The organism is Alsobacter sp. SYSU BS001988 (assembly GCF_054796215.1).
This window is the reverse complement of the sequence record NZ_JBTAMK010000004.1, coordinates 164,376-185,547: the sequence shown is the minus strand read 5'-3', so window position 1 is coordinate 185,547 and position 21,172 is coordinate 164,376. Positions and strand designations below refer to the sequence as shown.

At 72.3% G+C, this 21,172-nt stretch carries 21 protein-coding genes and 1 tRNA gene; 8 read left to right on the top strand and 14 right to left on the bottom strand.

The window, feature by feature from the left end:
- Positions 1-17 precede the first annotated feature (17 nt).
- The gene (locus ACYVO7_RS10435; protein ID WP_460449766.1) at positions 18-1,403 is read right to left on the bottom strand and encodes an aminotransferase-like domain-containing protein; all 1,386 of its coding nucleotides are present in this window, start codon (positions 1,401-1,403) and stop codon (positions 18-20) included.
- A gap of 103 nt (positions 1,404-1,506) precedes the next feature.
- Here ACYVO7_RS10435 and ACYVO7_RS10430 point away from each other — a divergent pair, with 103 nt between their 5' ends.
- From ACYVO7_RS10430 to ACYVO7_RS10410, 5 genes are read left to right on the top strand one after another with little or no spacing between them, the layout of a single operon-like run.
- A complete protein-coding gene (locus tag ACYVO7_RS10430) occupies positions 1,507-2,463 on the top strand; it encodes a substrate-binding domain-containing protein (protein WP_460449765.1) in 957 nt (318 codons plus the stop codon).
- A 59-nt stretch (positions 2,464-2,522) separates the two neighbouring features.
- Positions 2,523-3,392 carry an ABC transporter substrate-binding protein gene (locus tag ACYVO7_RS10425; protein WP_460449764.1) on the top strand — a complete coding sequence of 290 codons (870 nt, stop codon included), beginning with the start codon at positions 2,523-2,525 and terminating at the stop codon, positions 3,390-3,392.
- A 22-nt stretch (positions 3,393-3,414) separates the two neighbouring features.
- A complete protein-coding gene (locus ACYVO7_RS10420; protein ID WP_460449763.1) occupies positions 3,415-4,323 on the top strand; it encodes an amino acid ABC transporter permease in 909 nt (302 codons plus the stop codon).
- Entirely contained in the window at positions 4,320-5,114 is a 795-nt protein-coding gene (locus ACYVO7_RS10415; protein WP_460449762.1) for an amino acid ABC transporter ATP-binding protein, read from the top strand. Before ACYVO7_RS10420 ends, ACYVO7_RS10415 begins: the two co-directional genes overlap by 4 nt.
- Complete coding sequence (locus tag ACYVO7_RS10410; RefSeq protein ID WP_460449761.1) at positions 5,111-6,313, top strand: M20 aminoacylase family protein; 1,203 nt, start codon at positions 5,111-5,113, stop codon at positions 6,311-6,313. The genes ACYVO7_RS10415 and ACYVO7_RS10410 overlap by 4 nt, the downstream gene beginning before the upstream one ends.
- A 42-nt stretch (positions 6,314-6,355) precedes the next feature.
- Here ACYVO7_RS10410 and ACYVO7_RS10405 read toward each other — a convergent pair whose 3' ends face one another.
- From ACYVO7_RS10405 to hemC, 6 genes are all read right to left on the bottom strand, one after another.
- Positions 6,356-7,243, bottom strand: a complete 888-nt coding sequence (locus tag ACYVO7_RS10405; protein ID WP_460449760.1) for a PhzF family phenazine biosynthesis protein — start codon at positions 7,241-7,243, stop codon at positions 6,356-6,358.
- Positions 7,244-7,385: 142 nt separating this feature from the next.
- Complete coding sequence (locus ACYVO7_RS10400) at positions 7,386-7,826, bottom strand: hypothetical protein (protein ID WP_460449759.1); 441 nt, start codon at positions 7,824-7,826, stop codon at positions 7,386-7,388.
- Positions 7,827-8,245: 419 nt separating this feature from the next.
- A tRNA-Thr gene (locus ACYVO7_RS10395) sits at positions 8,246-8,321 on the bottom strand.
- A gap of 63 nt (positions 8,322-8,384) precedes the next feature.
- The gene (locus ACYVO7_RS10390; protein ID WP_460449758.1) at positions 8,385-10,442 is read right to left on the bottom strand and encodes a heme biosynthesis HemY N-terminal domain-containing protein; all 2,058 of its coding nucleotides are present in this window, start codon (positions 10,440-10,442) and stop codon (positions 8,385-8,387) included.
- The gene (locus ACYVO7_RS10385; RefSeq protein WP_460449757.1) at positions 10,439-12,616 is read right to left on the bottom strand and encodes a uroporphyrinogen-III synthase; all 2,178 of its coding nucleotides are present in this window, start codon (positions 12,614-12,616) and stop codon (positions 10,439-10,441) included. Before ACYVO7_RS10385 ends, ACYVO7_RS10390 begins: the two co-directional genes overlap by 4 nt.
- A gap of 25 nt (positions 12,617-12,641) precedes the next feature.
- Positions 12,642-13,586: a hydroxymethylbilane synthase gene (gene hemC / locus ACYVO7_RS10380; protein ID WP_460449756.1), complete on the bottom strand. Its 945-nt coding sequence runs from the start codon at positions 13,584-13,586 to the stop codon at positions 12,642-12,644.
- Between the two features lie 117 nt (positions 13,587-13,703).
- Between hemC and tsaD the strand changes: the two genes are divergently transcribed.
- The 3 genes from tsaD to ACYVO7_RS10365 all read left to right on the top strand — a co-directional run bounded on the left by tsaD (position 13,704) and on the right by ACYVO7_RS10365 (position 16,478).
- Positions 13,704-14,741, top strand: coding sequence for a tRNA (adenosine(37)-N6)-threonylcarbamoyltransferase complex transferase subunit TsaD (gene tsaD / locus ACYVO7_RS10375; RefSeq protein WP_460449755.1), 1,038 nt, complete (start codon positions 13,704-13,706; stop codon positions 14,739-14,741).
- A complete protein-coding gene (locus ACYVO7_RS10370; protein ID WP_460449754.1) occupies positions 14,738-15,745 on the top strand; it encodes an NAD(P)H-dependent glycerol-3-phosphate dehydrogenase in 1,008 nt (335 codons plus the stop codon). The genes tsaD and ACYVO7_RS10370 overlap by 4 nt, the downstream gene beginning before the upstream one ends.
- A gap of 169 nt (positions 15,746-15,914) precedes the next feature.
- Positions 15,915-16,478: a septation protein A gene (locus tag ACYVO7_RS10365; RefSeq protein ID WP_460449969.1), complete on the top strand. Its 564-nt coding sequence runs from the start codon at positions 15,915-15,917 to the stop codon at positions 16,476-16,478.
- Positions 16,479-16,570: 92 nt separating this feature from the next.
- On the opposite strand, the gene ACYVO7_RS10360 is transcribed toward ACYVO7_RS10365, so the two are convergent.
- The 7 genes from ACYVO7_RS10360 to ACYVO7_RS10330 form a co-directional block, all read right to left on the bottom strand.
- On the bottom strand, positions 16,571-17,629 hold the full coding sequence (locus tag ACYVO7_RS10360; protein WP_460449753.1) for a DUF2332 domain-containing protein: 1,059 nt from the start codon (positions 17,627-17,629) through the stop codon (positions 16,571-16,573).
- Between the two features lie 31 nt (positions 17,630-17,660).
- A complete protein-coding gene (locus ACYVO7_RS10355; RefSeq protein WP_460449752.1) occupies positions 17,661-18,290 on the bottom strand; it encodes a DsbE family thiol:disulfide interchange protein in 630 nt (209 codons plus the stop codon).
- Position 18,291: 1 nt separating this feature from the next.
- On the bottom strand, positions 18,292-18,462 hold the full coding sequence (gene ccmD / locus ACYVO7_RS10350) for a heme exporter protein CcmD (RefSeq protein WP_460449751.1): 171 nt from the start codon (positions 18,460-18,462) through the stop codon (positions 18,292-18,294).
- Positions 18,462-19,220 (bottom strand): heme ABC transporter permease, encoded by a 759-nt coding sequence (locus ACYVO7_RS10345; RefSeq protein ID WP_460449750.1) that lies wholly within the window; start codon positions 19,218-19,220, stop codon positions 18,462-18,464. The genes ccmD and ACYVO7_RS10345 overlap by 1 nt, the downstream gene beginning before the upstream one ends.
- A gap of 107 nt (positions 19,221-19,327) precedes the next feature.
- Positions 19,328-19,990, bottom strand: coding sequence for a transglutaminase-like cysteine peptidase (locus tag ACYVO7_RS10340; protein WP_460449749.1), 663 nt, complete (start codon positions 19,988-19,990; stop codon positions 19,328-19,330).
- Positions 19,991-20,213: 223 nt separating this feature from the next.
- Entirely contained in the window at positions 20,214-20,609 is a 396-nt protein-coding gene (locus ACYVO7_RS10335) for a PRC-barrel domain-containing protein (protein ID WP_460449748.1), read from the bottom strand.
- Positions 20,610-20,647: 38 nt separating this feature from the next.
- Positions 20,648-21,025 carry a hypothetical protein gene (locus tag ACYVO7_RS10330; protein ID WP_460449747.1) on the bottom strand — a complete coding sequence of 126 codons (378 nt, stop codon included), beginning with the start codon at positions 21,023-21,025 and terminating at the stop codon, positions 20,648-20,650.
- Positions 21,026-21,172: the final 147 nt, after the last annotated feature.

Here is a 21,172-nt window from a genome sequence, read left to right as displayed (position 1 = left end):
GCGAGGCGGGATCGCACTTACTCCGGCAGGTCGAGCCTGGGCGGCGTCACGACCGGCGAGGGGACCAATGCTCCAGGCGTCAGGGCGCGCGCGATGATCCGCGCGGTTTCAGCCGCCTGGCTCTCCGGCACGCAACTGGCCGCGACCCGTATGAAGTCGAGCGGCGCTAACGAGAAATTTCGCCCCGGCGCGACGGCGATCCCCTGGCCCAGAAGCAGCGACGCCGCATCGTGTCCCGGGGCGACCGGGACCAGGAACGACAGGCCATGTCCGGGCTCGACCACGACGCCGAGGCTCCGGAACTCGGCCGCGAGCTTCTCCCGCCGGGCCTGGTACGCGCTTCTGGCGTGAGCGACGCGGACGGCGGTCGCCGGGTCGTCGAGCAGCCAGGCCGTGGCGGCCTGCAGGATCCGGCTCGTCCAGCCTGCGCTGAAGCCGCGGAAGGTCTGGATCTGTTCGGCCACGACCGCGGACGACGACATGACCGCCAGGCGCAGGTCGGGACCGAGCGCCTTCGAGTAGGACAGGACGTGGATGACGCGGTCAGGCATCCTGCCTCCCAGCGACATCCGCGGCGCGTCCGCGACATCGCCGATGCCGTCGTTCTCGACCACCAGCGTGTCGCTGCGCTGGAGCAGGCGGCCGAGTTCGTCCAGGCGGCGCGCCGACAGCAGGTTTCCGGTGACCGCGTGCACGCGCGGCTGGAAGATGAACATCGCGGGGCGCCGCTCGAGCGCCTCGGCCAGGGCGTCGGGCCGAGGCCCCAGGCGGTCGCAGGCCACGGGCACGATCGGGACGTTCATGTCCTCCAGGATGTCGAGGATGCGCAGGCCCGTCGGATCCTCGACCGCGACCGGGGCTCCCGGCGGAACGAGGGCGTGCAGCAGCGTGTAGATGGCGCTGTAGCCCCCGTCCGTCGCCAGGAAGGCGGCGGCGTCATAGGGCCATGACGCTCGCACGGCGCGCTCCAGGACGGGAAGGATGCGGACGCGGGCGTAGCTGTTCAATCCCTCGGCCCGGGCGCCGAAGGCCAGCGCCTCCGACAAATCGGGCAGGAGCGCAGGATCCGGGACCGCCCGGGCCAGGTCGACGAGGCCCGGCCGAGGCGTGAGTCCGCCGCTCATCAGCCGCTCAGGGCGAGGCGTGAAACTGTCGCTGATGACCCAAGAGCCGTTGCGTCCCCGGCCGCTGATGATCTTGTGCCGGCGCAGATCCGCCCAGGCCTGCGACACGGTCGCCGGACTGACGCGCAGCTCGTAGGCCAGGTCGCGCACCGTGGGCAGCTTGGCGCCGACCGGCAGCGCGCCGGTCCGCACGAGGGCCGCCGTCTCCTGCGCGATGCCGCGTCGCGTGGGGTTGCCGAGGCGGCTCACGAACCAGCGTGCGTCGAACGTCTTTTCCATCGCTGCCCGCCCGCCGAAATGAATGTTCAGTAACACAATAACTTTTGCGCGCCCATGACCGCGTCCGCTAGGTTCGTCCGGACTTGATGACGAGGGTTCGGGTTTGACCGTCACATTGCGGATCGCCACGCGCGATTGGGACTACCTGACGCCGCTCTTGCTGCGAGACGTCGTGTCGGACCGGCTCGAGCTGCGGATCACCCGGGTGGGGACGCTGCTTGCGAACTTCGCGACCACCGACGAATTCGACGCGGCCGAGCTGTCGTTCAGCCGCCATGCGTCGGCCATGACGCAGGGGGAGGCGAACTATGTCGGCGTCCCCTGCTTCATCATGCGCGGCTTCCGCCATCGCTGCGTCATCACCCGCGAGGCGAGCCCGCTCGAAAGCCTGTCCGAGCTCAAGGGCAAGCGCATCGGCGTGACGGGTTGGCGCGACAGCGGCAACACCTGGACGCGCGCGGCCTTGCGACGCGAAGGCGTCGGGGTCGAGGATGCGTTCTGGATCGCCGGGCGCCTCACCGCGCAGCATCCGATCGTCGACCGGCTCGACGGCTTCGGCCGCCCGGGCCTGATCGAGGCCGATCCGGCGGAACGCCCGATGATGGAGATGCTGGCGAACGGCGATCTGGACGCCGTCTTCACGCCATTCATGCCCGACGGCTTCTTCGCCCGCGGGTCGGGTTTCCGGCAGCTGCTCCGCGACTTCCGGGGCGCCGAGTGCGCCTATTACGATGACGTCGGCTACGTGCCGGCGCATCACCTGCTCGGCGTCAAGACGGCGGTCCTGCGCGAGAATCCCTGGATCGCCGACGAACTGTCGCGCCTCGTCGACGAAAGCCAGCGGGTCTGGACGGCGAAGCGGCGGAAATACGCCGAGACCTCGCCCTTCGTCCTCGAGGAGCTGCTCTTCGCCGGGCGCTCGCTGGCTCCCGACTGGAACGACAGCGGTCTGGAGCAGAACGCGCGCATGATCGCCGATTTCGGCGTTGAACTGCACCAGCAGGGCATCCTGCCGAAGCCCGTCGGAGTCGAGACGCTCTTTCCAGGCCTGAAACCCTGAAGGCGGAGCCAATACAGGATCAGCCGCCGCTCCCCCCTATTCGCCGAAGGAGAACGCCGATGACCGTGAAAGCAATCGTCGTGGCCGCGCTGGTCGCCTTGGCCGCCCCCGCGGCGCTCGCCCAGACCGCGCCGGCGCAGAAAGTCGACGAGAATCTGAGGGCCCGGCTTCCGGAAGAGATCCGCAAGGCCGGCAAGATGACGGCCGTCAACAACGGCTCCTTCCCGCCCTACGAGATCGTCACCGGCAGCGAACTCACAGGCGCCACGAAGGACATTTCCGACGCGATCGGGCGCCTGCTCGGAATCACCATCGAACACGCCTCCGTGGCCGGGCTTCCTGCACTGCTGAGCGGCGTCAACTCCGGCCGTTATCAACTCGCCATCGGCCCTGTCGGAGACTACCCCGACCGGCAGAAGTCCAACGACTTCGTCGACTGGGCGCGCGAATACGTCGTCTTCGCCGTCGACAAGGGCAACCCGAAGAAGATCGTCTCGCTCGAGACGACCTGCGGCGCCCGGATCTCCGTCATGGCGGGCGGGTCGGCCGAAAAGGTCGTCAAGGAATTCTCGGAGAAGTGCGCCGGACTCGGCAAACCCGCCGTCGAAGTGCAGTCCTACACCGACCAGCCCGCGTCCATCATGGCTGTCCGCTCCAAGCGCGCGGACGCGTTCTTTTCCTCCCAGGCTCCGCTGACCTATTTCGTCAAGCAGGCGAACGGCCAGCTCGAGCTTTCCGGCGTCGGGCTCGCCAACGGGTTCAAGGATATCTACCAGGGCGCCGTGGTGGCCAAGGGCTCGCCTCTGGCCGAGGTCCTGCGGGACGCCTTCAACATCCTGATCGCCAACGGCGATTACGCGGCCGTGATGAACAAATGGGGCCTCGAGAACAACATGGTGAAGCAGGCCGGGATCAACCAGGGCCAGTAAGCCGAGAGCCGGGGAGCCCGCCATGTCGTCGTCGACCGCACAAGCCTCGCCAGCCCGCATGCCGGCCGACGCGCTTCGTGACGTCCGGCGGGCGCATGCTCCCCTGCCGCTCGGGCGGGCGGCGGCATGGGTCCTGGCCACCGCCATCCTGGGCGGCTTCCTCTACATTTGCGCGATCAACCCGAATTTCGGCTGGCCGGTGGTCGCCCAGTACTTCCTGGATCCCACCGTCCTCAAGGGACTGTCCGTGTCGCTGGGCCTCACCGCCGTCGCGATGACGCTGGGCACCGGGTTCGGCCTGCTGATCGCGGTGGCCCGCGTCTCGGGCGGCCGCTTGGCCTCGTCGCTCGCCGGGCTGTTCATCTGGTTCTTCCGGGGCGCCCCGCTGCTGGTGCAGCTGATCTTCTGGTACAATCTGTCGATCCTGTTCCCGACGATCTCGATCGTCGTGCCCTTCGGGCCGACGCTGGCCACGTGGGACACCAACAGCCTGATCACGCCGCTGACGGCGGCGATCATCGGGCTGTCGCTCAACGAGGCGGCCCTGATGGCCGAGATCATCCGCGGCGGCCTGTTGTCGGTCGACCGGGGGCAGACGGAGACCGCCCAGGCCTTCGGGATGACGCGCGCCCGCATCCTCCGGCGCATCGTCATTCCCCAGGCCATGAAGGCGATCGTCCCACCCACCGGCAACCAGCTCATCAGCATGATCAAGGCGACGTCGCTCGTCAGCGTCATCGCCATGGCGGATCTGCTGTACTCGGTCCAGTCGATCTACAACCGCACCTTCGAGGTCATCCCCATGCTGCTGGTCGCGGTGTTCTGGTACCTGCTGGTGACGTCGGTCCTGAACGTCATGCAGGGCTTCATCGAACGCCACTACAACCGCGGAGATCGCGCCGTCACGACCGCCCGACGCGCGGCGTCATGACCATGCAGCCTGTCGTACGCGCCCGCGACGTCCACAAAGCCTTCGGTTCGAACGAGGTCCTGAAGGGGATCGATCTCGACGTCGCGCCCGGCGAGGTCGTCGTCATCCTCGGCCCCTCAGGGTCGGGCAAATCCACCTTCCTTCGCTGCATCAATCACCTGGAGACCATCGACCAGGGGTCGATCGAGGTCGACGGCGAGCAGATCGGCTACCGCCTCGACGGCGAGCGGCTGACGCGTCTTCCGGAACGCCAGATCGCGGTCCAGCGCCGCAAGATCGGGATGGTGTTCCAGCAGTTTAATCTCTACGGCCACATGACGGCGCTGCAGAACGTGGTCGAGGCGCCCATCGGGGTGCACCGCCAGGAGCCCGGGGAGGCGATGCGGCGCGGGCGGGAGCTGCTGGCCCGCGTGGGGTTGTCCGACAAGGAAAGCGCCTATCCGCGTCAGCTCTCGGGCGGTCAGCAGCAGCGGGTCGCGATCGCCCGGGCCCTCGCCATTCGGCCCACGCTGATGCTGTTCGACGAGCCGACGTCCGCGCTCGACCCCGAGCTCGTCGGCGAGGTTCTGGCGACCATGCGCGAGCTCGCCGGGCAGGGCCTCACCATGATCGTCGTCACCCACGAGATCGGCTTCGCCCGCGAGGCGGCCGACCGCGTCGTGTTCATGGACGGCGGCGTCATCGTCGAGCAGGGCCCGCCCGGCGAGATCCTGAGCGCCCCGTCGCATCCGCGCACCCGCGCATTCCTCAGCCGCTTCGTGCGAGACCACCGGATTTCGGAACTGTCATGACGCTTGGATCGAACCAGTACTCCACCGTTTCGGATCTCGCTCCCCGGGAGGCCGAGCTCACGGACCTCCGCCGGCGCCTGCACGCCGACCCCGAGCTGTCCTTCGAGGAAGTGCGGACCTCCGCCTTCGTCGCCGAAAAGCTGGAAAGCTGGGGCTACGAGGTGACGCGGAACATCGGCGGCCATGGGGTCGTCGGCGTGCTGCGCCAGGGAGAGGGCGGCCGCAGCGTCGCCATCCGGGCCGACATGGACGCCCTGCCGATCACCGAAGCCACCGGGCTGCCTTACGCCAGCAAGAACCCCGGCAAGATGCACGCCTGCGGGCATGACGGGCACACCACCGTCCTGCTCGGAGCCGCCGAGCACCTCGCCCGCACCCGCCGCTTCCGCGGAACCGTCGTCCTGGTGTTCCAGGCCGCGGAGGAGGCCGGCAAGAATTCCGGCGCTCAGGCGATGATCGCCGACGGGTTGTTCGAGCGCTTTCCCTGCGACGCGATCTTCGGCCTGCACAACCACCCGGGCGCGCCAGAGGGCGCGATCCTGACCCGGTCCGGGCCCATGATGGCGGCGAGCGACACTGTCTTCCTCCGCATCCGGGGGAAAGGCGGCCACGCCTCGCGGCCGCACCTCACGGTCGACCCGGTCGTCGCGGCGGCCGCCACGGTGATGGCCTTGCAGACGGTCGTGGCGCGCAATGTCGATCCGAACGAGGCCGCCGTGGTCACCGTCGGCACGATCCATGGGGGAACGGCGACCAACGTCATTCCCGAGGCGGCCGAGCTCGGGCTCAGCGTCCGCTCGTTCACCCCGGGAACGCGGAGCCTCCTCGAAGCCCGCATCAGGGCGATCGCCGCCAACACGGCCGCGGCCCATGGCGCCGCGGTCGACATCGAGTGGGAGCATGGCTATCCGGTCGTCGTGAACAGCGAGGCCGAGACGGCCTTCGCGACCGAGGTGGCGCGGGAGCTGGTCGGCGCCGACAACGTTCACTTATGCCCCATGTTGCCGGGCAGCGAGGACTTCGCCTACTACCTGCAGCATAGGCCCGGCAGCTTCCTGCGCCTCGGCAACGGCGAACGCTCGCCGATCCTGCACAGCGCCGGCTACGACTTCGCCGACGGCAGCCTCGTCACCGGCGCCGCCCTGTGGGCGCGGCTCGCCGAGCGCTTTCTCGCCGAGGATCGGGCGCGGGCGCCCTGAGGCTGGGCGCCCGGAACTGGCGTGTGGGGAGAGCGCTGGAGGTCAGAGGACCGCCTCGCCTTGAAACATCGGCGCGCATGAGCCGCCGACGCGGGCGCGCAGCCCGTCCTGGGCTCGGCGCGCCCAAACCCGCAGCTGGCTGGGGCGGCCCATCTCCACGCCCTGCGTGATCTGAAAGGCGGCCTCGTCGCCGCCGTCCAGCGACAGCAGCAGCGCCCCCAGCGTGGCGCTGGCGCTGCCGGTGGCCGGATCCTCCCAGGTCCCCGCAAGCGGGGCGAACATGCGGGCCCTGATGGCGGCGCCGTCGCGAACATAGAGGAACAGCGAAAGCCGGCCGGCGAGACCGGGGCGCCTGGCCGCAAGCGCGCGGAAGGCCGCCAGGTCCGGCGTGGCCCTGGCCAGGGCGGCGGGCGCGACCTGCGCCAGGACAAAGGCCACGCCCACCGAGGCCTGCACGGGCCGGTGCGCGGCCGTGACGACGTCGGCGGCCTCCAACCCGACGCAGGGAGCGATCTCCTCGCCTGTGAACTCCAGTCCCCGCGACAGAGGCTGGGGCGCGGCGATCACGGCGCCGGTCACCCGGCCGGTCGGATCGCGTTCGATCCCGATCTCCACCAGCCCCGCCATCTGCTCGAAACGGAGAGCGCCGCCCCGGTCGCGGCCCTGGCGCGCCAGGACCCACGCGGTCCCCACATTGGGGTGGCCCGCGAACGGCATCTCGGCCGTCCGATGAAAGATCCGGACGCGAGCATCGTGGGCCGGGTCGTCGGCGGGCAGCACGAAGGTGGTCTCGCTGTAGTTCATCTCCGCGGCCAGGGCCTGCATCTGCGCGTCCGTCATCCCGCGCGCGTCGGTGAAGACCGCGAGCGGATTGCCGCCGAAGGGGCGGTCGGTGAAAACGTCGACGGTCTCGTACGCAAAGCGCGGCATCGCGGGGTCCCCACGTGGAACCACAGTCGTGCCAGCGTCTGCGGCCCAGGTCCAACGCAGCAGCGAGATGCCACGCATCAGCAGCGCTGATGCCTTGCGCGGCGGCGATGTCGGACTGAGCGCGGCCGTGCGCGCCAAGGGGTCACAGCCCTGGCGCAGCGACCTTGAACTGCACCTCGTACACTCCGGTGGAGCTCGAGGCCCCTTCGAAGCCCTTCATAGTCCTGAGGCGCCCAACGCCCTGGCCGCCGGCGAGCGCGCCCGTGCCTGAGAGGACCTTGTAGTCCCCGCTGTAGTCCAAGCCGTCTTGGACAAGCGTGAACTCGGAGGTCACGGTCGAGCCGTCGTCGAAGACATAGGTGCATGTGCCCGCGTAACGGCCGTCCGGGAGCTGGTGGACCAGATGGTCCCTCTGGACCAGACGGCCGCCGTCGCCGATCGCGACGCCGACCAGGTGCTCGGCGCCTCGCTGGTCGTTCACGGCGTAGAGATCGATCATGCGAAAGGTAAAGACCCGCTCGTTCGCCCAGCACGGCGACGTCGCAATGCAGCAAGCGAGCAAAGTGAGCGGAGACGGTCTCATCACGCCCTCCCAACAGCAGTGGGAACGCAAGCCGCATTGTATCACTCGCCCGGACCTGATCGCCTAGGCGCCCAGGACTACACATGGCCAGGAGCGCACGACGCGGCGCGACTCGGCCAAAGCCGATGGCGAAGACTTGCCCGGTCCTGGCCTGCCGCCCCTCCGCGGCCGCAGCCTCGACGCGCCAGTTCGCCCGCTCGCGCCTCGGGCCCGGCGGACGGCCTTCGCCGGCTTGCGACGGGACCTCTGGGTTCGTCGAGCATGCAAGGCGCCGAGCGGCTTTCGCGAGCCCTCGTGAGCGGCGCGAATCGATGAAGGGCGCCGTTCGGATCGTCGAGGAGGGGGGTGCGATGCTGCGGGATCGTATGGATCGCCGCTCATCGGCGCCATCAACCCCTCTCGCCCCATGTGAAGGGCGATGGTGCCGCAAGAGGGATTCGAACCCCCGACCCCCTCATTACGAATGAGGTGCTCTACCAGCTGAGCTATTGCGGCGACGGGCGAGGTCATAGACGGATCGGGGCGGCTTGGCAAGCGGCGCCGGCCGATCCGGGCGCCTTATTGCAGGAAGCCGCCGCGGCCGCGCGCGGCGGCGTCGCCCAGGTCCGGGCCGGGGTCGTCCGGGGCCGACGCGAGCGGGAAGACCACTTCGGACGGCCGGGAGCCGCGACGGGGACGGGCTTCGGGGACGGGGCCGGCCGCCATGAGGGCGGCCGACGAGGTCGGCGCGGAAGGCTCGCCGGGCGAGGCCGGCCGAGGCGCGGACGGCAGGGGGCCGGCCAGCGCAGCCGGCCCGCCCGCGGGCGCGGGACCGCCGGCCGGCGCCTCCGGGGCTGGCCCGGCGCGGTCCGGGGCGGCGGGTTCGGGCTGGGTCTCTGCCGGCGGCGGAGCCGGCTCGGCCCCGCCGTTCCGGCCGATCCGCTCGGCGAAGCTCATCGGGGCGAAACGGCGGCGCTCGGGCCGCGGGTCGGGGGCCGGCGCGGGGAGGACCTCGGACGCCGTCGCCGGCGCGCCGGTGCGGTCGGCGGAGGACGAGGACGGCGCGGGCCAGGGCTGGGCCGCGACGTTCCGGTCCGGCGCCGCGGCCGGCGCCAAGGCGCTGTCGGGACCGGCCGGCGTCGCGGCGGCCTCCCGGGGCGGCTCGTCGCCAGCCGCCGCCGTTTCGGCCGGGGCGGCCTCGGTGGTGGCGGACGCGTCGGCTTGCGAAGGCGCTTCGGTCAGCACCGGCGCGGGGGCCTCGTCGACGTCGGCGATGACGTCGTCCGAGGAGGGCGGCGGGGCGAGCTCGGGCCGCGGGCGAATCGTCTCCGGCGGCTCGTCTGCGGCCGGCGCCTGGATCTGCTCCACCGGCGCGCCCCACACGAAGGCGTCGAGGCGCCCGGTGACGGGCGACACCGGCGACCAGCGGTCGGCGATGACGCCGTCGGCGATCCAGGCGGGGTCGCGGGGCGCCCGCGACGCGCGCGACAGCCACTCCCGGACCGCGCCGGCGGAGCTGGTGTCGGCCTCCTCCAGGTCGGCCATGAGCAGGCATACGCGCGTGCTGGGCCGCCCCTCCAGCAGGGGCGCGATGACGGCGCGCGCGCGCCTGAAGTCGCGGGCGCCCAGCGCCGCCTCGGCGACCGCGATGCGGCCCTCCGCCTCGTGGGGGCGGAGCGCCAGCAGCTTCTCGGCGCGGTTGAGGCGGTCGCGGGCCGAATCGCCCGGCCGGACATTCAGGTAGGCGGCGGCGAGATCGGGGTGGGGCGCCTGGGCCCAGGCGGCCTCCACGACCTTCGAGGCGCGGCGGAGCTCGCCCCTGCGGGCGTGCAGGCGGGCGGCGAGCGTGGCGGCCGGCACGAGCCCCGGCGCCAGCTTGACGGCCTGCTGGGCCCGCAGGAGGGCGGCTTCGGGCTCGCGTTCGGCCCGCGCCAGGGCGTCGGCCGTGAGGAGGACGGCGCGCTGGCGCTTCACCACGGCCTTGTCGAGGCCGCGCGCGCCGCGATCGAGGGTCGCGATGGCGCCGGACCAGTCCTGCTCGGCGCATTGGAACTCGAGCAGCGCCTCGCCCGCCCAGGCGACGGACGGCGACAGCCGCGCGGCCTCGGCCGCATAGGCCTTGGCGGCGGCCGAATCGCCCTTGCGGCGGGCCTCCACGAAAAGGCCGCGCAGGCCGAGCACGCGCGTCTCCGGTTCGTCCAGCATCTGGCGGAACGCGCCTTCGGCCTGGGTCCGGTCGCCCGCCATCTGGGCGGCCTGGGCCTTCAGCAGCAGCGCCAGCGGCTCCTTGCCGAGCAGCTTGGCGGCGTCGGCCGCGTAGCGCTTGGCCGAGCGCGGATCTCCCGCGCCGACCGCGATCATCCCGCGCGAGACGGCCGTGAAGCCGCGGGCGCGTTTGCGCGCCCGCGCGGTGAAGCTCAGGATGGAGGGGAGCCGCAGCAGGAAGCGCAGCACGGTCCACAGCGCCAGGATCGCGATCACGAAGCCCAGCACGGCGGCCGCGGCGCCGACCAGCGTCGTGGAGACCTGGCCGTAGCGCGGCAGCGTGACGACGACCTGGCCGGGCTGTTCGACCAGCCATGCCCCCCCGAAGGCGAGCGCGATCAGGATGGCGATGAAAACGAGCGTGCGGATCATCGGGCCGCGCCTCCGGACTGCGTGGCCGCGAGAACCTGGTCGACCGACGCGGTCACCAGGGCGTCGGCCGCCCGGCCCGCGGCGAGGCGGGCCTTGGCGGCGTCAAGGAAGGAGGCGACCGTCGGCTTGACGTCGGCGGGGAGCCTGTCGAGCTCGGCGACGGCGTCGGCCAGCGCGCCGCGCTTGAGCGAGAGGTCGGCGCGCGCCGCGACGGCGGCGGGGGAGTCGCCTTGCGCCTCGCCGAGCGGCCTCACCTTGTAGAGGCCGCCGATGCGCGCCTGCATGCGCTCCAGGACGCCGCCCTGCGCAGGCGGCTCGGGCGGGTTGGCGATGCGTTCGGCCAGGGGCGTGAACTGGGCCGAGAGGGAGGCCACCGTCGGCGCCCCCTTCTGGGCGAAGGGCTCCAGGGGCGCCAGGGCGGCCGGGTCGACCTTCGCGGCCTTTAGGGCGTCGAGCTCGCGGGCGAAGGGGGCGCCGCGGTTCAGCGCGTCGCGCGTCAGCCAGGCGACCGACATGACGGCGCTCTCGCGGGCGCCCAGCGCCGGCGCGGGCGGAGGCGGGGCGGGCGGCGGAGGCGCGGCGGGGGCCGGGCGGGCCTCCAGCGCGCCGACGCCGGTCTCCACCTTGTCCAGCCGCTCGGTCACCTGCGCGAGGGCCGCGGCCGGGTCGGGCGGGAGCCGCTTCAGGGCGGCGTCGAGATCGGAGCGGGCCGCCTTGGCGTCGGCCTCCGTGGCGGCCACGCGCTTTTCGAGCGCTTCGACGGTGCGCCGCGTCGCCTTCTCGCCGACGCCGGTCTCCAGATTGGTGAGCCGGTCGTTGATGTCTCCGGCGCCGCCCCACAGCATCAGGGCGAGCGCCACGAAGCCCGCGCCCGCCAGGCCGCCGACGAGGCCCGCCGCGGCCGGGACGACGAAGCCGACGCCGCCCGCGCCGGACCGGGCCGGGGGCTCGGCGCGCGACGGCCCGACCGGGGGCACGCTCGGACCCACGGGACGCGGCGGCGCCTCCGTCTCGTCGGGCTTGGGCGTGACGATTTCGGCCTCCTCGCGCGCGGAGGCGTCCGCCAGGGTCGGGTCGAGAGGCTCGCCCTCGCCCGCGGCGCGAATCGCCTCGGGGGCGGGCTCGGCCGTCCCGGCGGTCTCGACGGGGGTGGGCTCCGGCGGCGGCGACTCCGCGGGATTCGGCGCGGACGCCGCGGGCTCGGGCGGCAGGGGTCCGGCGGCGCCGGACGGCGTCTCGGCGGCCTGCTGGGCGGTGAGGTCGATGACCTGCGGCTCCCGCCGCGAAGCGCCTTTTCGGCGCCCATCCGCCCTGGGGGTGTCCCGATCGCCCGTCATGGTTCTCCGCTCGGCTGAGCCCGCTTCGTCGGCGGCGCTGTCATCCATGCTTACAGCCTCGACGGCGGAGCCGCCACCATCCGCAGGCGAGGACGCCGGAAGGGCCCCACCGGTTCCGCCTCCGTCCGGCGGACGGTCCGCGAGCAGGGCCAGCACGCCGGCCTCGGTGGGAGCGTCCGCCTCCCGCACCCGGGGCATGCCGGCCGCGCGGGGCGCGCGCGCCACATCGGCCGACAGGCACAGATGATCCACGCCGCGCAGGGCGTCGTCCAGCCTGTCGTGATGCGCCAGGGCGAACAGGATCTCGGCGCTGCGCCGGGAGAAATGCAGCACGGCGTCGACGCGTCCCTCGCGCAGGGCCTCCCCGGCGGCGGCCGGCAGGTCCTGGACGGCCTCGGCCCGGTAGGCCTCGTGGACGACGAGGTCGAAGCCGGCCCGCCAGAGCGCCGACTCCAGGGTCGGCTTGCGGTCGGTCCCGGCGACGTAGAGCAGCCGCCCCCCGGCGGGCTGGCGCTCGCGGATCAGGGCGGCGAGCGAGGCGGCGTCGCCCGCGCCGGCGCGCAGGTCCACAAAGCCGAGCGCCGCCATGGCGTCGGCCGTCCGGTCGCCGACCACATAGACGGGGAGCTCCCGCAGCGCCGCCGGCGGCCCCTCCGGGAAGGCCAGCCTGGCGTTGGCGGAGGTCGCCACGAGGGCGTCGACGTCGAGGTCGGCCAGCGGCGTCCCGGTCGGCGTGATGGAGATCACGGGCGCGAGCGTCGCCTGGTGCCCGGCCGCGGCCAGCCGCTCGGCGGTGCGCCGGGCGTCGGGTTCGGGGCGCGTCAGGAGAACGTGCATGCCGGTGCCTGGGGATGCGGGCGGATCAGCGCGGGCCGGCGTCGCGGGCGAGGATGTCGGCCGGGGCGCGCCCGATGATGTCGTGCGCGGCCTCCGCGCCGAGGCCCGCCGCGTCGGCGACGGCTCCCACGCGGGCGGCCTCGAAGGTCTCCGAGCCGTCCTCCCGCAGCAGCATGCCGCGGAAGCGCACCATCCCGCCCTCCACGACCGCGTGGCCGGCGATGGGCGTCTTGCAGGACCCGTCCAGCACGGCCAGGAAGGCGCGCTCGGCGGAAAGGGCGACGGCCGTCTCGGCGCAGCTCACGGCCGCGAAGGCCTCCAGCGCCGCGGCGTCGCCGCCCCGGGCCGTCACCGCGATCGCGCCTTGCCCGACGGCGGGCGGAAAGGCGTCGAGGTCGAGCACGGCGGCGGCCCGGTCGGCGAGGCCGAGGCGCTTCAGCCCCGCGAGGGCCAGCAGGGTGGCGTGGATCTCGCCCTCCTGGGTCTTGCGCAGGCGCGTCTCCACATTGCCGCGCAGCAGCGTCGTGCTCACGTCGGGCCGCAGGCGCTTCACCAGCGCCCCGCGCCGCAGGCTGGCGGTGCCCACGACGGCGTTGCGAGGCAGGTCCTCGATGGAGCGGGCGCCGGCGCTGATCAGCGCGTCGCGCACGTCCTCGCGCGGCAGGTAGCCGGCGATCGTGACGCCCTCGGGAAAGAAGGTCGGCAGGTCCTTGGCGGAATGCACCGCGAGATGGATCTCGCCGGCCAGCATGGCGGCGTCGATCTCCTTGGTGAACAGTCCCTTGCCGCCGGCCTGCGCCAGGGCGCGGTCCTGGATCATGTCGCCCGACGTCTTGATGACGACGAGCTCCACCGCCTCTTCGGGCCAGCCATGGGCGGCCAGGATGCGGGCGCGCACCTCGCGCGCCTGCCAGAGCGCCAGAGGGCTTCCACGCGTTCCGATCCGCAGCCGAACATCGCCTTGCGCCAACGTATTGTCTCCGGTGAGCCGCCGTTTCCTTCACGGACCGCGCGGACTATAGGGTGTCGTGCGGGGACGCGAAAGTCAGCGCCCTCCACGGATCCGGAACCGGCGAAGGACCCCGACATGCGCGTTCTCGGCATCGAGACCACCTGCGACGAGACGGCCGCGGCCGTGGTGCGGTCCACCCAGGACGGGGACGCCGAAATCCTGTCCAACGAGGTGCTGAGCCAGATCGCCGAGCACGCGCCCTATGGGGGCGTCGTGCCCGAGATCGCGGCGCGGGCCCATGTGGAGGTGCTGGACCGGATCGTGGCGCGGGCGCTGGAGCGCGCCGGGCTGCGCCTGTCCGAGGTCGACGCCGTCGCGGCGGCCGCGGGGCCGGGCCTCATCGGCGGCGTCATCGTGGGGCTCACGACCGCCAAGGCGCTGGCGCTGGTGGCCCGCAAGCCGCTGATCGCCGTCAACCATCTGGAGGCCCACGCGCTCTCGGCGCGGCTGACCGACAAGGTGGCCTTCCCGTATCTGCTGCTGCTGGTCTCGGGCGGCCACACGCAGCTGCTCGCGGTCAGGGGCGTGGGCGACTATGTGCGGCTCGGAACCACGATGGACGACTCCATCGGGGAGGCCTTCGACAAGACCGCCAAGCTGCTCGGCCTGCCCTATCCGGGCGGCCCGCAGGTGGAGAGGGAGGCCGAGCGCGGCGATCCCGAGCGCTTCGCGCTGCCCCGGCCCCTCGCCGGGCGGCCGACGGCCGATTTCTCGCTCTCGGGGCTGAAGACCGCCGTGCGCATCGAGGCCGAGCGCATCGCGCCGCTGACCGCGACCGACGTGGCGGATCTCTGCGCGTCGTTCCAGGCGGCGGTCGTCGACGTCGTGGTGGACCGCACCCGCGTCGCGCTGCGGCTCTTCGGCGAACGCGCCGGCAAGCCCAACGCCCTGGTCGTGGCCGGCGGCGTGGCCGCGAACCAGGCGGTCCGGCGGGCGCTGCAGCGCCTCGCCAACGAAGCCGGGCTGCGGCTCGCCGCGCCGCCGATGGAGCTGTGCACCGACAATGGCGCGATGATCGCCTGGGCCGGCCTGGAGCGGTTCCGCAAGGGCATGATCGACGGGCTGGGCGTCGCCCCGAAGGCGCGCTGGCCCCTGGCGGAGGCCGGAGCGTGAGCGCCGCCGCGCCGCCGCTTTTCGACCCCATCGGGGTGGTGGGGGCCGGCGCATGGGGCACCGCGCTCGCCAACGCGGCCGCCGCGCAGGGCCGGCGGGTGCTGCTCTGGGCGCGCAATCCGGACGACGCGGCGGCCATGCGGGCGTCGCGCCAGAACGCCCGGCGCCTGCCGGGCGCGCCGCTGGCCCCCACGGTCGAGCCCACCGCGGACCTGGCCGAGATGGGCGCGGCGCGCGCCGTGCTGCTGGCCGTTCCGGCCCAGGCGCTGCGGTCGGTCGTGGAGGCGCTGGCGCTCGTCCTCAAGCAGGGCGTCCCGGTGGTGGTCTGCGCCAAGGGCATCGAGCGCGCGACCGGACTGTTCATGACCGAGATCGTGGCCGACCTGCTGCGCGGCGCCATGCCGGCGGTGCTGTCCGGCCCCAGCTTCGCCGAGGACGTGGCGCGCGGCCTGCCGACCGCCGTCGTCCTGGCCGCCCCGCTGGAGCCTGCCGCCGAGGCGCTGGCCAAGGCGCTCTCGTCGTCGACGTTCCGGGTCTATCACGGGACCGACATGAGGGGCGTCGAGATCGGCGGCGCGGCCAAGAACGTGCTCGCCATCGCGGCCGGCATCGTGGCCGGGCGGCGCCTGGGCGAGAGCGCCAAGGCCGCCCTGACGGCGCGGGGCTTCGCCGAGCTGTCGCGCTTCGCCAGGGCCTATGGGGGGAGGCCCGAGACCCTGATGGGCCTGTCGGGCCTGGGCGACCTCATCCTGACCTGCGGGTCGGCGAAGTCGCGCAACTTCGCCCATGGCTTCGATCTCGGCGCCGGCATGGCGGCGGGCCAGGCGGGCGCCGGCAAGCTCGCCGAAGGCGTGTTCACCGCGCGGGCGCTGGTGGGCATGGCGCAGGCGCGCGGCGTGGAGATGCCGATCGCGACGGCCGTGGACCGGGTGCTGTCCGGCGACCTCGGGATCGACGAGGCCATCGAGGCGCTGATGACGCGCCCGGTGAAGGCCGAGGCGTGAGGATGGCGCGGGCGCCGCAGGATCTGATAGAAGTCGGCGCGAAAAGCCCCGGCGCGGCCCCGCCCCGGCCTGGCGCCGTCCCTGCCCGACGCAAAGCGAGACCATGACCGAGCAGCCCATTCCGACCCCGCAGGCGAACGACGATCCTGGCCTGCTGGAAGGCAAGCGCATGCGCAAGCTCAACCCCATCCTCAAGCTGGCGCTGGAGATGGGGCCGCTGGTGATCTTCTTCCTGGCGAACCAGCGGGCGGGCATTTTCATCGCGACGGGCGTGTTCATGGCCGCGGTGCTGGTCTCGCTGGCGGTCTCCTACGCGCTGACGCGCCACTTGCCGATCATGCCGATGGTGACGGCCGTGGTGGTGCTGGTCTTCGGCGGGCTGACGCTCTGGCTGCAGGACGATCACTTCATCAAGCTGAAGCCCACCATCGTGAACTCGCTGTTCGGCGTCGTGCTTCTGGGCGGCCTCGCCTTCGGCCGGCCCCTGCTGCCGGTCGTCCTCGACACGGTGTTCCAGCTCGACGACGCCGGATGGCGCAAGCTCACCTTCCGGTGGGGCCTCTTCTTCTTCGCGCTGGCGGCCATCAACGAGATCGTCTGGCGCACGCAGACGACGGACTTTTGGGTGAACTTCAAGGTGTTCGGCATCATGCCGCTGACGCTGGCCTTCGCCCTGTCGCAGACGCCGCTGATCCTGCGCCACGAGGTGAAGGAGGCCAAGACGGCGGAGTGAGGCGGGCGCCCGTCGCCGAGAGCATGCTCTCGTTTCCTGGTGGTCGCACGCTTTTGCGCGAAAAGCCGGTTTCCACCTTTTCGCAGCGTGCTCTACAGCCACTCCGCCCAGCGGCCGTGAAAGTCCCCGCGCGCCAGCAGGCGCGTCTCGCCGCCGGGCCAGAGCGTCAGGCGCAGCCCCGCCGAGCGCGGGTCGCCGTCCGCCTCCAGCCGGAGCCAGGCCAGCGGCTCTTCGCTCGAAGCCGAGGCGCCGGCCTCCTCCATGGCGTTCTGGATCCGCGCCTGGACGGCCGGGGGCAGGTACTGCCACACGATGGAGTGGTAGAGGACCCGACATCCGCCCGGCTCGCGGGGCTCGGCGAGGCGCCGTTCGACCCAGTCGGCGGCGTCCGCCTTCTCGACGCGCCAGGGCGCGGCCGCCGCGGCGTCCAGCGCGGCCTCAAGACGCGCGAGGCGCTGCGCCTGGTCCGGCCACACATAGGCGAGGAGGCGCTCGCGGGCCGCCGGATCGGCTGGATCGAGCGGATTCTGGTCGCATGCGGCGCGGGAGCGGACCCGCAGGGGCGCGTCGAGCGGCGGAAGGCGAAGGCCGCGCCAGTCGCAGGCCAACCGCACCGGCGCGTCCTCCCCGGCGCCCGCCGGCGCATGGCTCCCGGCTTGGCCCAACTCATAGGCGTAGCCGTCGAAGCCCATGTTCAGGCCGGCGCTGGCCCCGATCTCGAGGACGTCCAGCGGCGCTCGCGTCTCCCGGGCGAGGACCAGGAAGCCGCCGAGCAGCACGCCGGACCGGGCGACCTCATTGGTCTGGGGCGGGCTGTCCAGGAAATCCGCGAGCTCCCGGTCGTGGGACGCCAGCGCGTCCTGAACGCCGGCCCAGAGCGCGTCAGGGCCGGGAAACGGGGCTGGCGGGTACAGGCGGGCGAGCGGCTCGCAGCCGCGGCGCGCCAAGGCGTGCAGCGCGCCGGCGGCGCGCAACGGAAGGGCGTCGGCGCCCGGCGGTCCCGGCCAGTCCAGGATGCGGCGTCCGAAGGCGCTGCCCCGGTCGAGTCGCTCGGCCATCAGCCGGCAGAGGGCGGCCGTGAAGGGGGAGCCGAGGTCGCTGCAGGCCCCCGCCTGGCGCTCGAAGCTGGAACGGATCGTCTGTTCCCCCATGGCGGTCTCCGCGCTCGCCGGACGGCCGGCCTCAGGACTTGCCGGCGCCCGCCTTGCGGATCGCCTCGCCCAGCGGGCCGGCGATGGCCTCGGGCGTGATCGGGCCGATCTGCTTGTAGGCGATGGTCCCGTCCGGGGCGATCACGAAGGTCTCGGGGACGCCGTAGACGCCCCAGTCGATGGCGGCGCGCCCGGCCGTGTCGGCGCCGACGGCCGCATAGGGGTTGCCGAGCGCGCCGAGGAACCGGCGGGCGTTCTCGCCCTGGTCCTTGTAGTTCAAGCCCAGCAGGCGCACGCCGGGCGTCCGGGCGAGTTCGACCAGCATGGGATGCTCGGCCCGGCAGGGCACGCACCAGGAGGCCCAGACATTCACCAGCGTGACGCCGCCGCCCTTGAGATCGGCGGTCGACAGGCCGGGGACGGGCTGTCCGTCGCGCATGAGGCCCTCGAGCGGGGGCAGCGAGAAAGCCGGCGCGGGCTTGCCGATCAGCGCGGAGGGGATCCGCGACGTGTCGGATCCGTCGAGGCGGGTCAGGAACAGGAAGGCCAGCCCGGCGAACAGCGCCAGCGGCGCCAGCACGGCCCAGCGCCGCATGGTCGGGCGGGGCGCGTCGGCCTGCGGCTCCGACGGCGACGGGAGCGTCTCGGGCTGGAGCGACATCCTAGGCTCCCGAAGCCGTGGCGGACCGGCGGCGCGCGCCGCGCTCCTCCAGCCGGGCGAGTTGGGCGCGCAGCGCCCGGTGCTGCAGATAGGCGCGCAGCCCCAAAGCCAGGAACACCGCCGCGGCGGCCGCGTAGGAGACGACGATGAAGCCGGTGTGAGGCGCGGCCATCAGGGATGCTCCAGGGCCGGCGCGGCGCCGCCGATGTCCGGCTCGCGCTGGGCGGCCAGGAGCCCTAGCGTCCGCACGCGGCGGCGCAGAATCTCGTTGCGCATCCCGGCCATGTGGAGGGCGGCGAAGACGCAGGTGAACCCGGCCGCCATCACCAGCAGCGGCCAGAGCATGCTGGCGTCGATGGTCGAGCCGCCCATGCGCAGCACGCTGGCCGGCTGGTGCAGCGTGTTCCACCAGTCGACGGAGAACTTCACGATCGGGATGTTGATGAAGCCCACGAGGGTCAGCACCGCGACGGCGCGCGCGGCCCGGGCCGGATCCTCGATGGCGTTCCACAGCGCCACGACGCCGCAATACATCAGGAACAGCACGAGCACGGAGGTCAGCCGGGCGTCCCACACCCACCAGGTCCCCCACATCGGCTTGCCCCACAGCGAGCCGGTGACGAGGCACAGCAGCGTGAAGGCGGCGCCCAGCGGCGCGGCGGCCTTCTGCGAGACGTCGGCCAGCGGGTGGCGCCAGACGAGCGTGCCGATGGCGGAGAGCGCCATCAGGCTGTAGCACGCCATCCCGAGCCAGGCGGCCGGCACGTGCACATACATGATCTTGACCGTCTCGCCCTGCTGGTAGTCGGCCGGCGAGGCCGCGACCAGCGCGAGCGCGGCGGCGATCAGCACGGCGCCCAGCGTCGCGAACCCGGGGATCAGCTTCCGGGCGAGCTCCAGGAACAGGGTCGGGTTGGCGTAGCGCAGCATGGTTCTGCTTCTACTGGCAGGAGACCCGGGCCGCAATGCGACGAAACCCGCATGCGGCGCGCCCGTTCCGCCCTCCCGCCGCGCGGAGCTCGTCCGCGCGGTCCCGGTCAGCGCCGCGAGGCCGTCGAGGTCACGCCGGAGACGTGGTTCAGGCTGACCCACGCGGTCTCCAGCTGGCTCTCGCGCTTGACGAAGACGTAGCCGGTGGCCTGCCAGCTCAGGACGTCGTCGCGCTTGTTGTCGAGCACGAAGTCGCCCCGGTCGGTGCGGATCATCAGCACCGCGTGCCCCTCGTTGTTCTCGTCCAGCACCACCGTCATCGGCATGGCGCGGCGCGAGAAGCCGGCCGAGACGAGCAGCCGGCGCTTCAGGAGCTGGTAGTCCTCGCAGTCGCCATAGCCGTCCTCGGCGAAGTCCCAGCGGTCGACGACGCCCCAGTGCTCCATGTCGGTGAGCGGCTTCACGACCCGGTTCACCCGGGCGTTGATCTCGACGATCGTCTTCCACGCCGTGGGCGTCAGGGCGACGCGCTCCGGCTCGGACGCATCGATGGCGCATTCGGCCGGGCGCTTGGCGCAGAATTCCTGCCAGGCCGCGATGGGCCGGGCCGCGCCTGCGGCGTTGGCGGGCGGCACGGGGTTGGGCAGCGAAGCCAGGCGCTCGCCGGCGCTGGCCGCCCCGGTCTGACCCAGGCCTGCAAGGGCAAGAACGGCTGCGGCGGCGGCATGTATAGGCGTGCGGCGGAGTAATGACCAGAAAGACATGACCATCCCTTTGTTCGGGATGATCCTTGTCCGGCTCTTGCAATCGATCGCTGATGGAAATGCGTCAAATTTGAATCAGCCGGCCATTACTGTCCGAATGATCCGGTCGGATGGTATTCTGAATCGAGATCTGAAGAGTTGCGTTTGTGCGGTTGCGGCGAGGGCTCGTTAACCCTGCTGGCCGAGGGCGGCCGGCGAAGCCCTGTGGGGTCCGCCGGCGCCGGTCCGGTCACATGTAGAACGGGATGCGGTAGAAGTCGTAGACGCTGCGTCCGTAGTCGGGGTCCTTCCAGGGCGTCTCGGCGGCCGTATAGCTCGGGGCGCGCTCCAACTCCTCCTTGGTGGTGTCCACCACATAGCCGCCCATGCGGGTGTCGTAGTCGAGCTTCTTCCACGGGATCGGATGGTAGCGCTCTCCCATGCCGAGGAAGCCGCCGAAGGACATGACCGCGTAGGCGACCTTGCCGGTCACCTTGTCGACCATGAAGTTGTAGACCGACCCCAGGCTGTTGCCCTGCCGGTCATACACGCTCGTGCCCTCGACCTTGTCGGAGCCGATCAGGCGCTCGGTTTCGTTGATGGGCAGCCCGCGCTGATGCGTCGGGCCTGGATGCGCGTCGCTCATGACATCCTCCTGCCTCGGTTCGCTCGCCAGGCCGCCGGTCACTTCGGATCGACCGAGGGGTTTCCGCCCGGCGAGCCGGGAGGCGGAATGACCGGCGTCGTTCCGGGATTGGGAACGGGCGCGGGCGCGGCGATGCCCGGATCCGTGCCGGGCGGCGGCTTGATCACGCCGTCGGACTTGTTCAGCTGATCGCTGAGGGTTCGGCCGCGGATCGTCCCGGTCGTGTCCGCGCCGGAGCCGGACTGGCTCTGGTTCAGCGGGGGGTCGATCTTCTCCGGGACGGTGGTCTTCGGATCCGGCATGTTCGGGTCCTTGACCTGCGCCTGCGCGAGGGCGCCGGTCGCGGCGGCGCATGCGAGGGACGCCAGGACGGCGAAGCCCAGGCTTCGGAACGTCGAGATCCGTCTCGAAAGCATGCGATTCTCCTGCTGATGTTGTCCTTGTGGCGAGTCAACCGATCAGCGCATGCGCGGTTCCCGGCCGCGCTCGCGGTCGGGCGGCCGGACCGCGACAAAGCGGTTGCCCGCCGCCGAGGCCCCGGCCAATGTGCCGGCTGCGCGGGG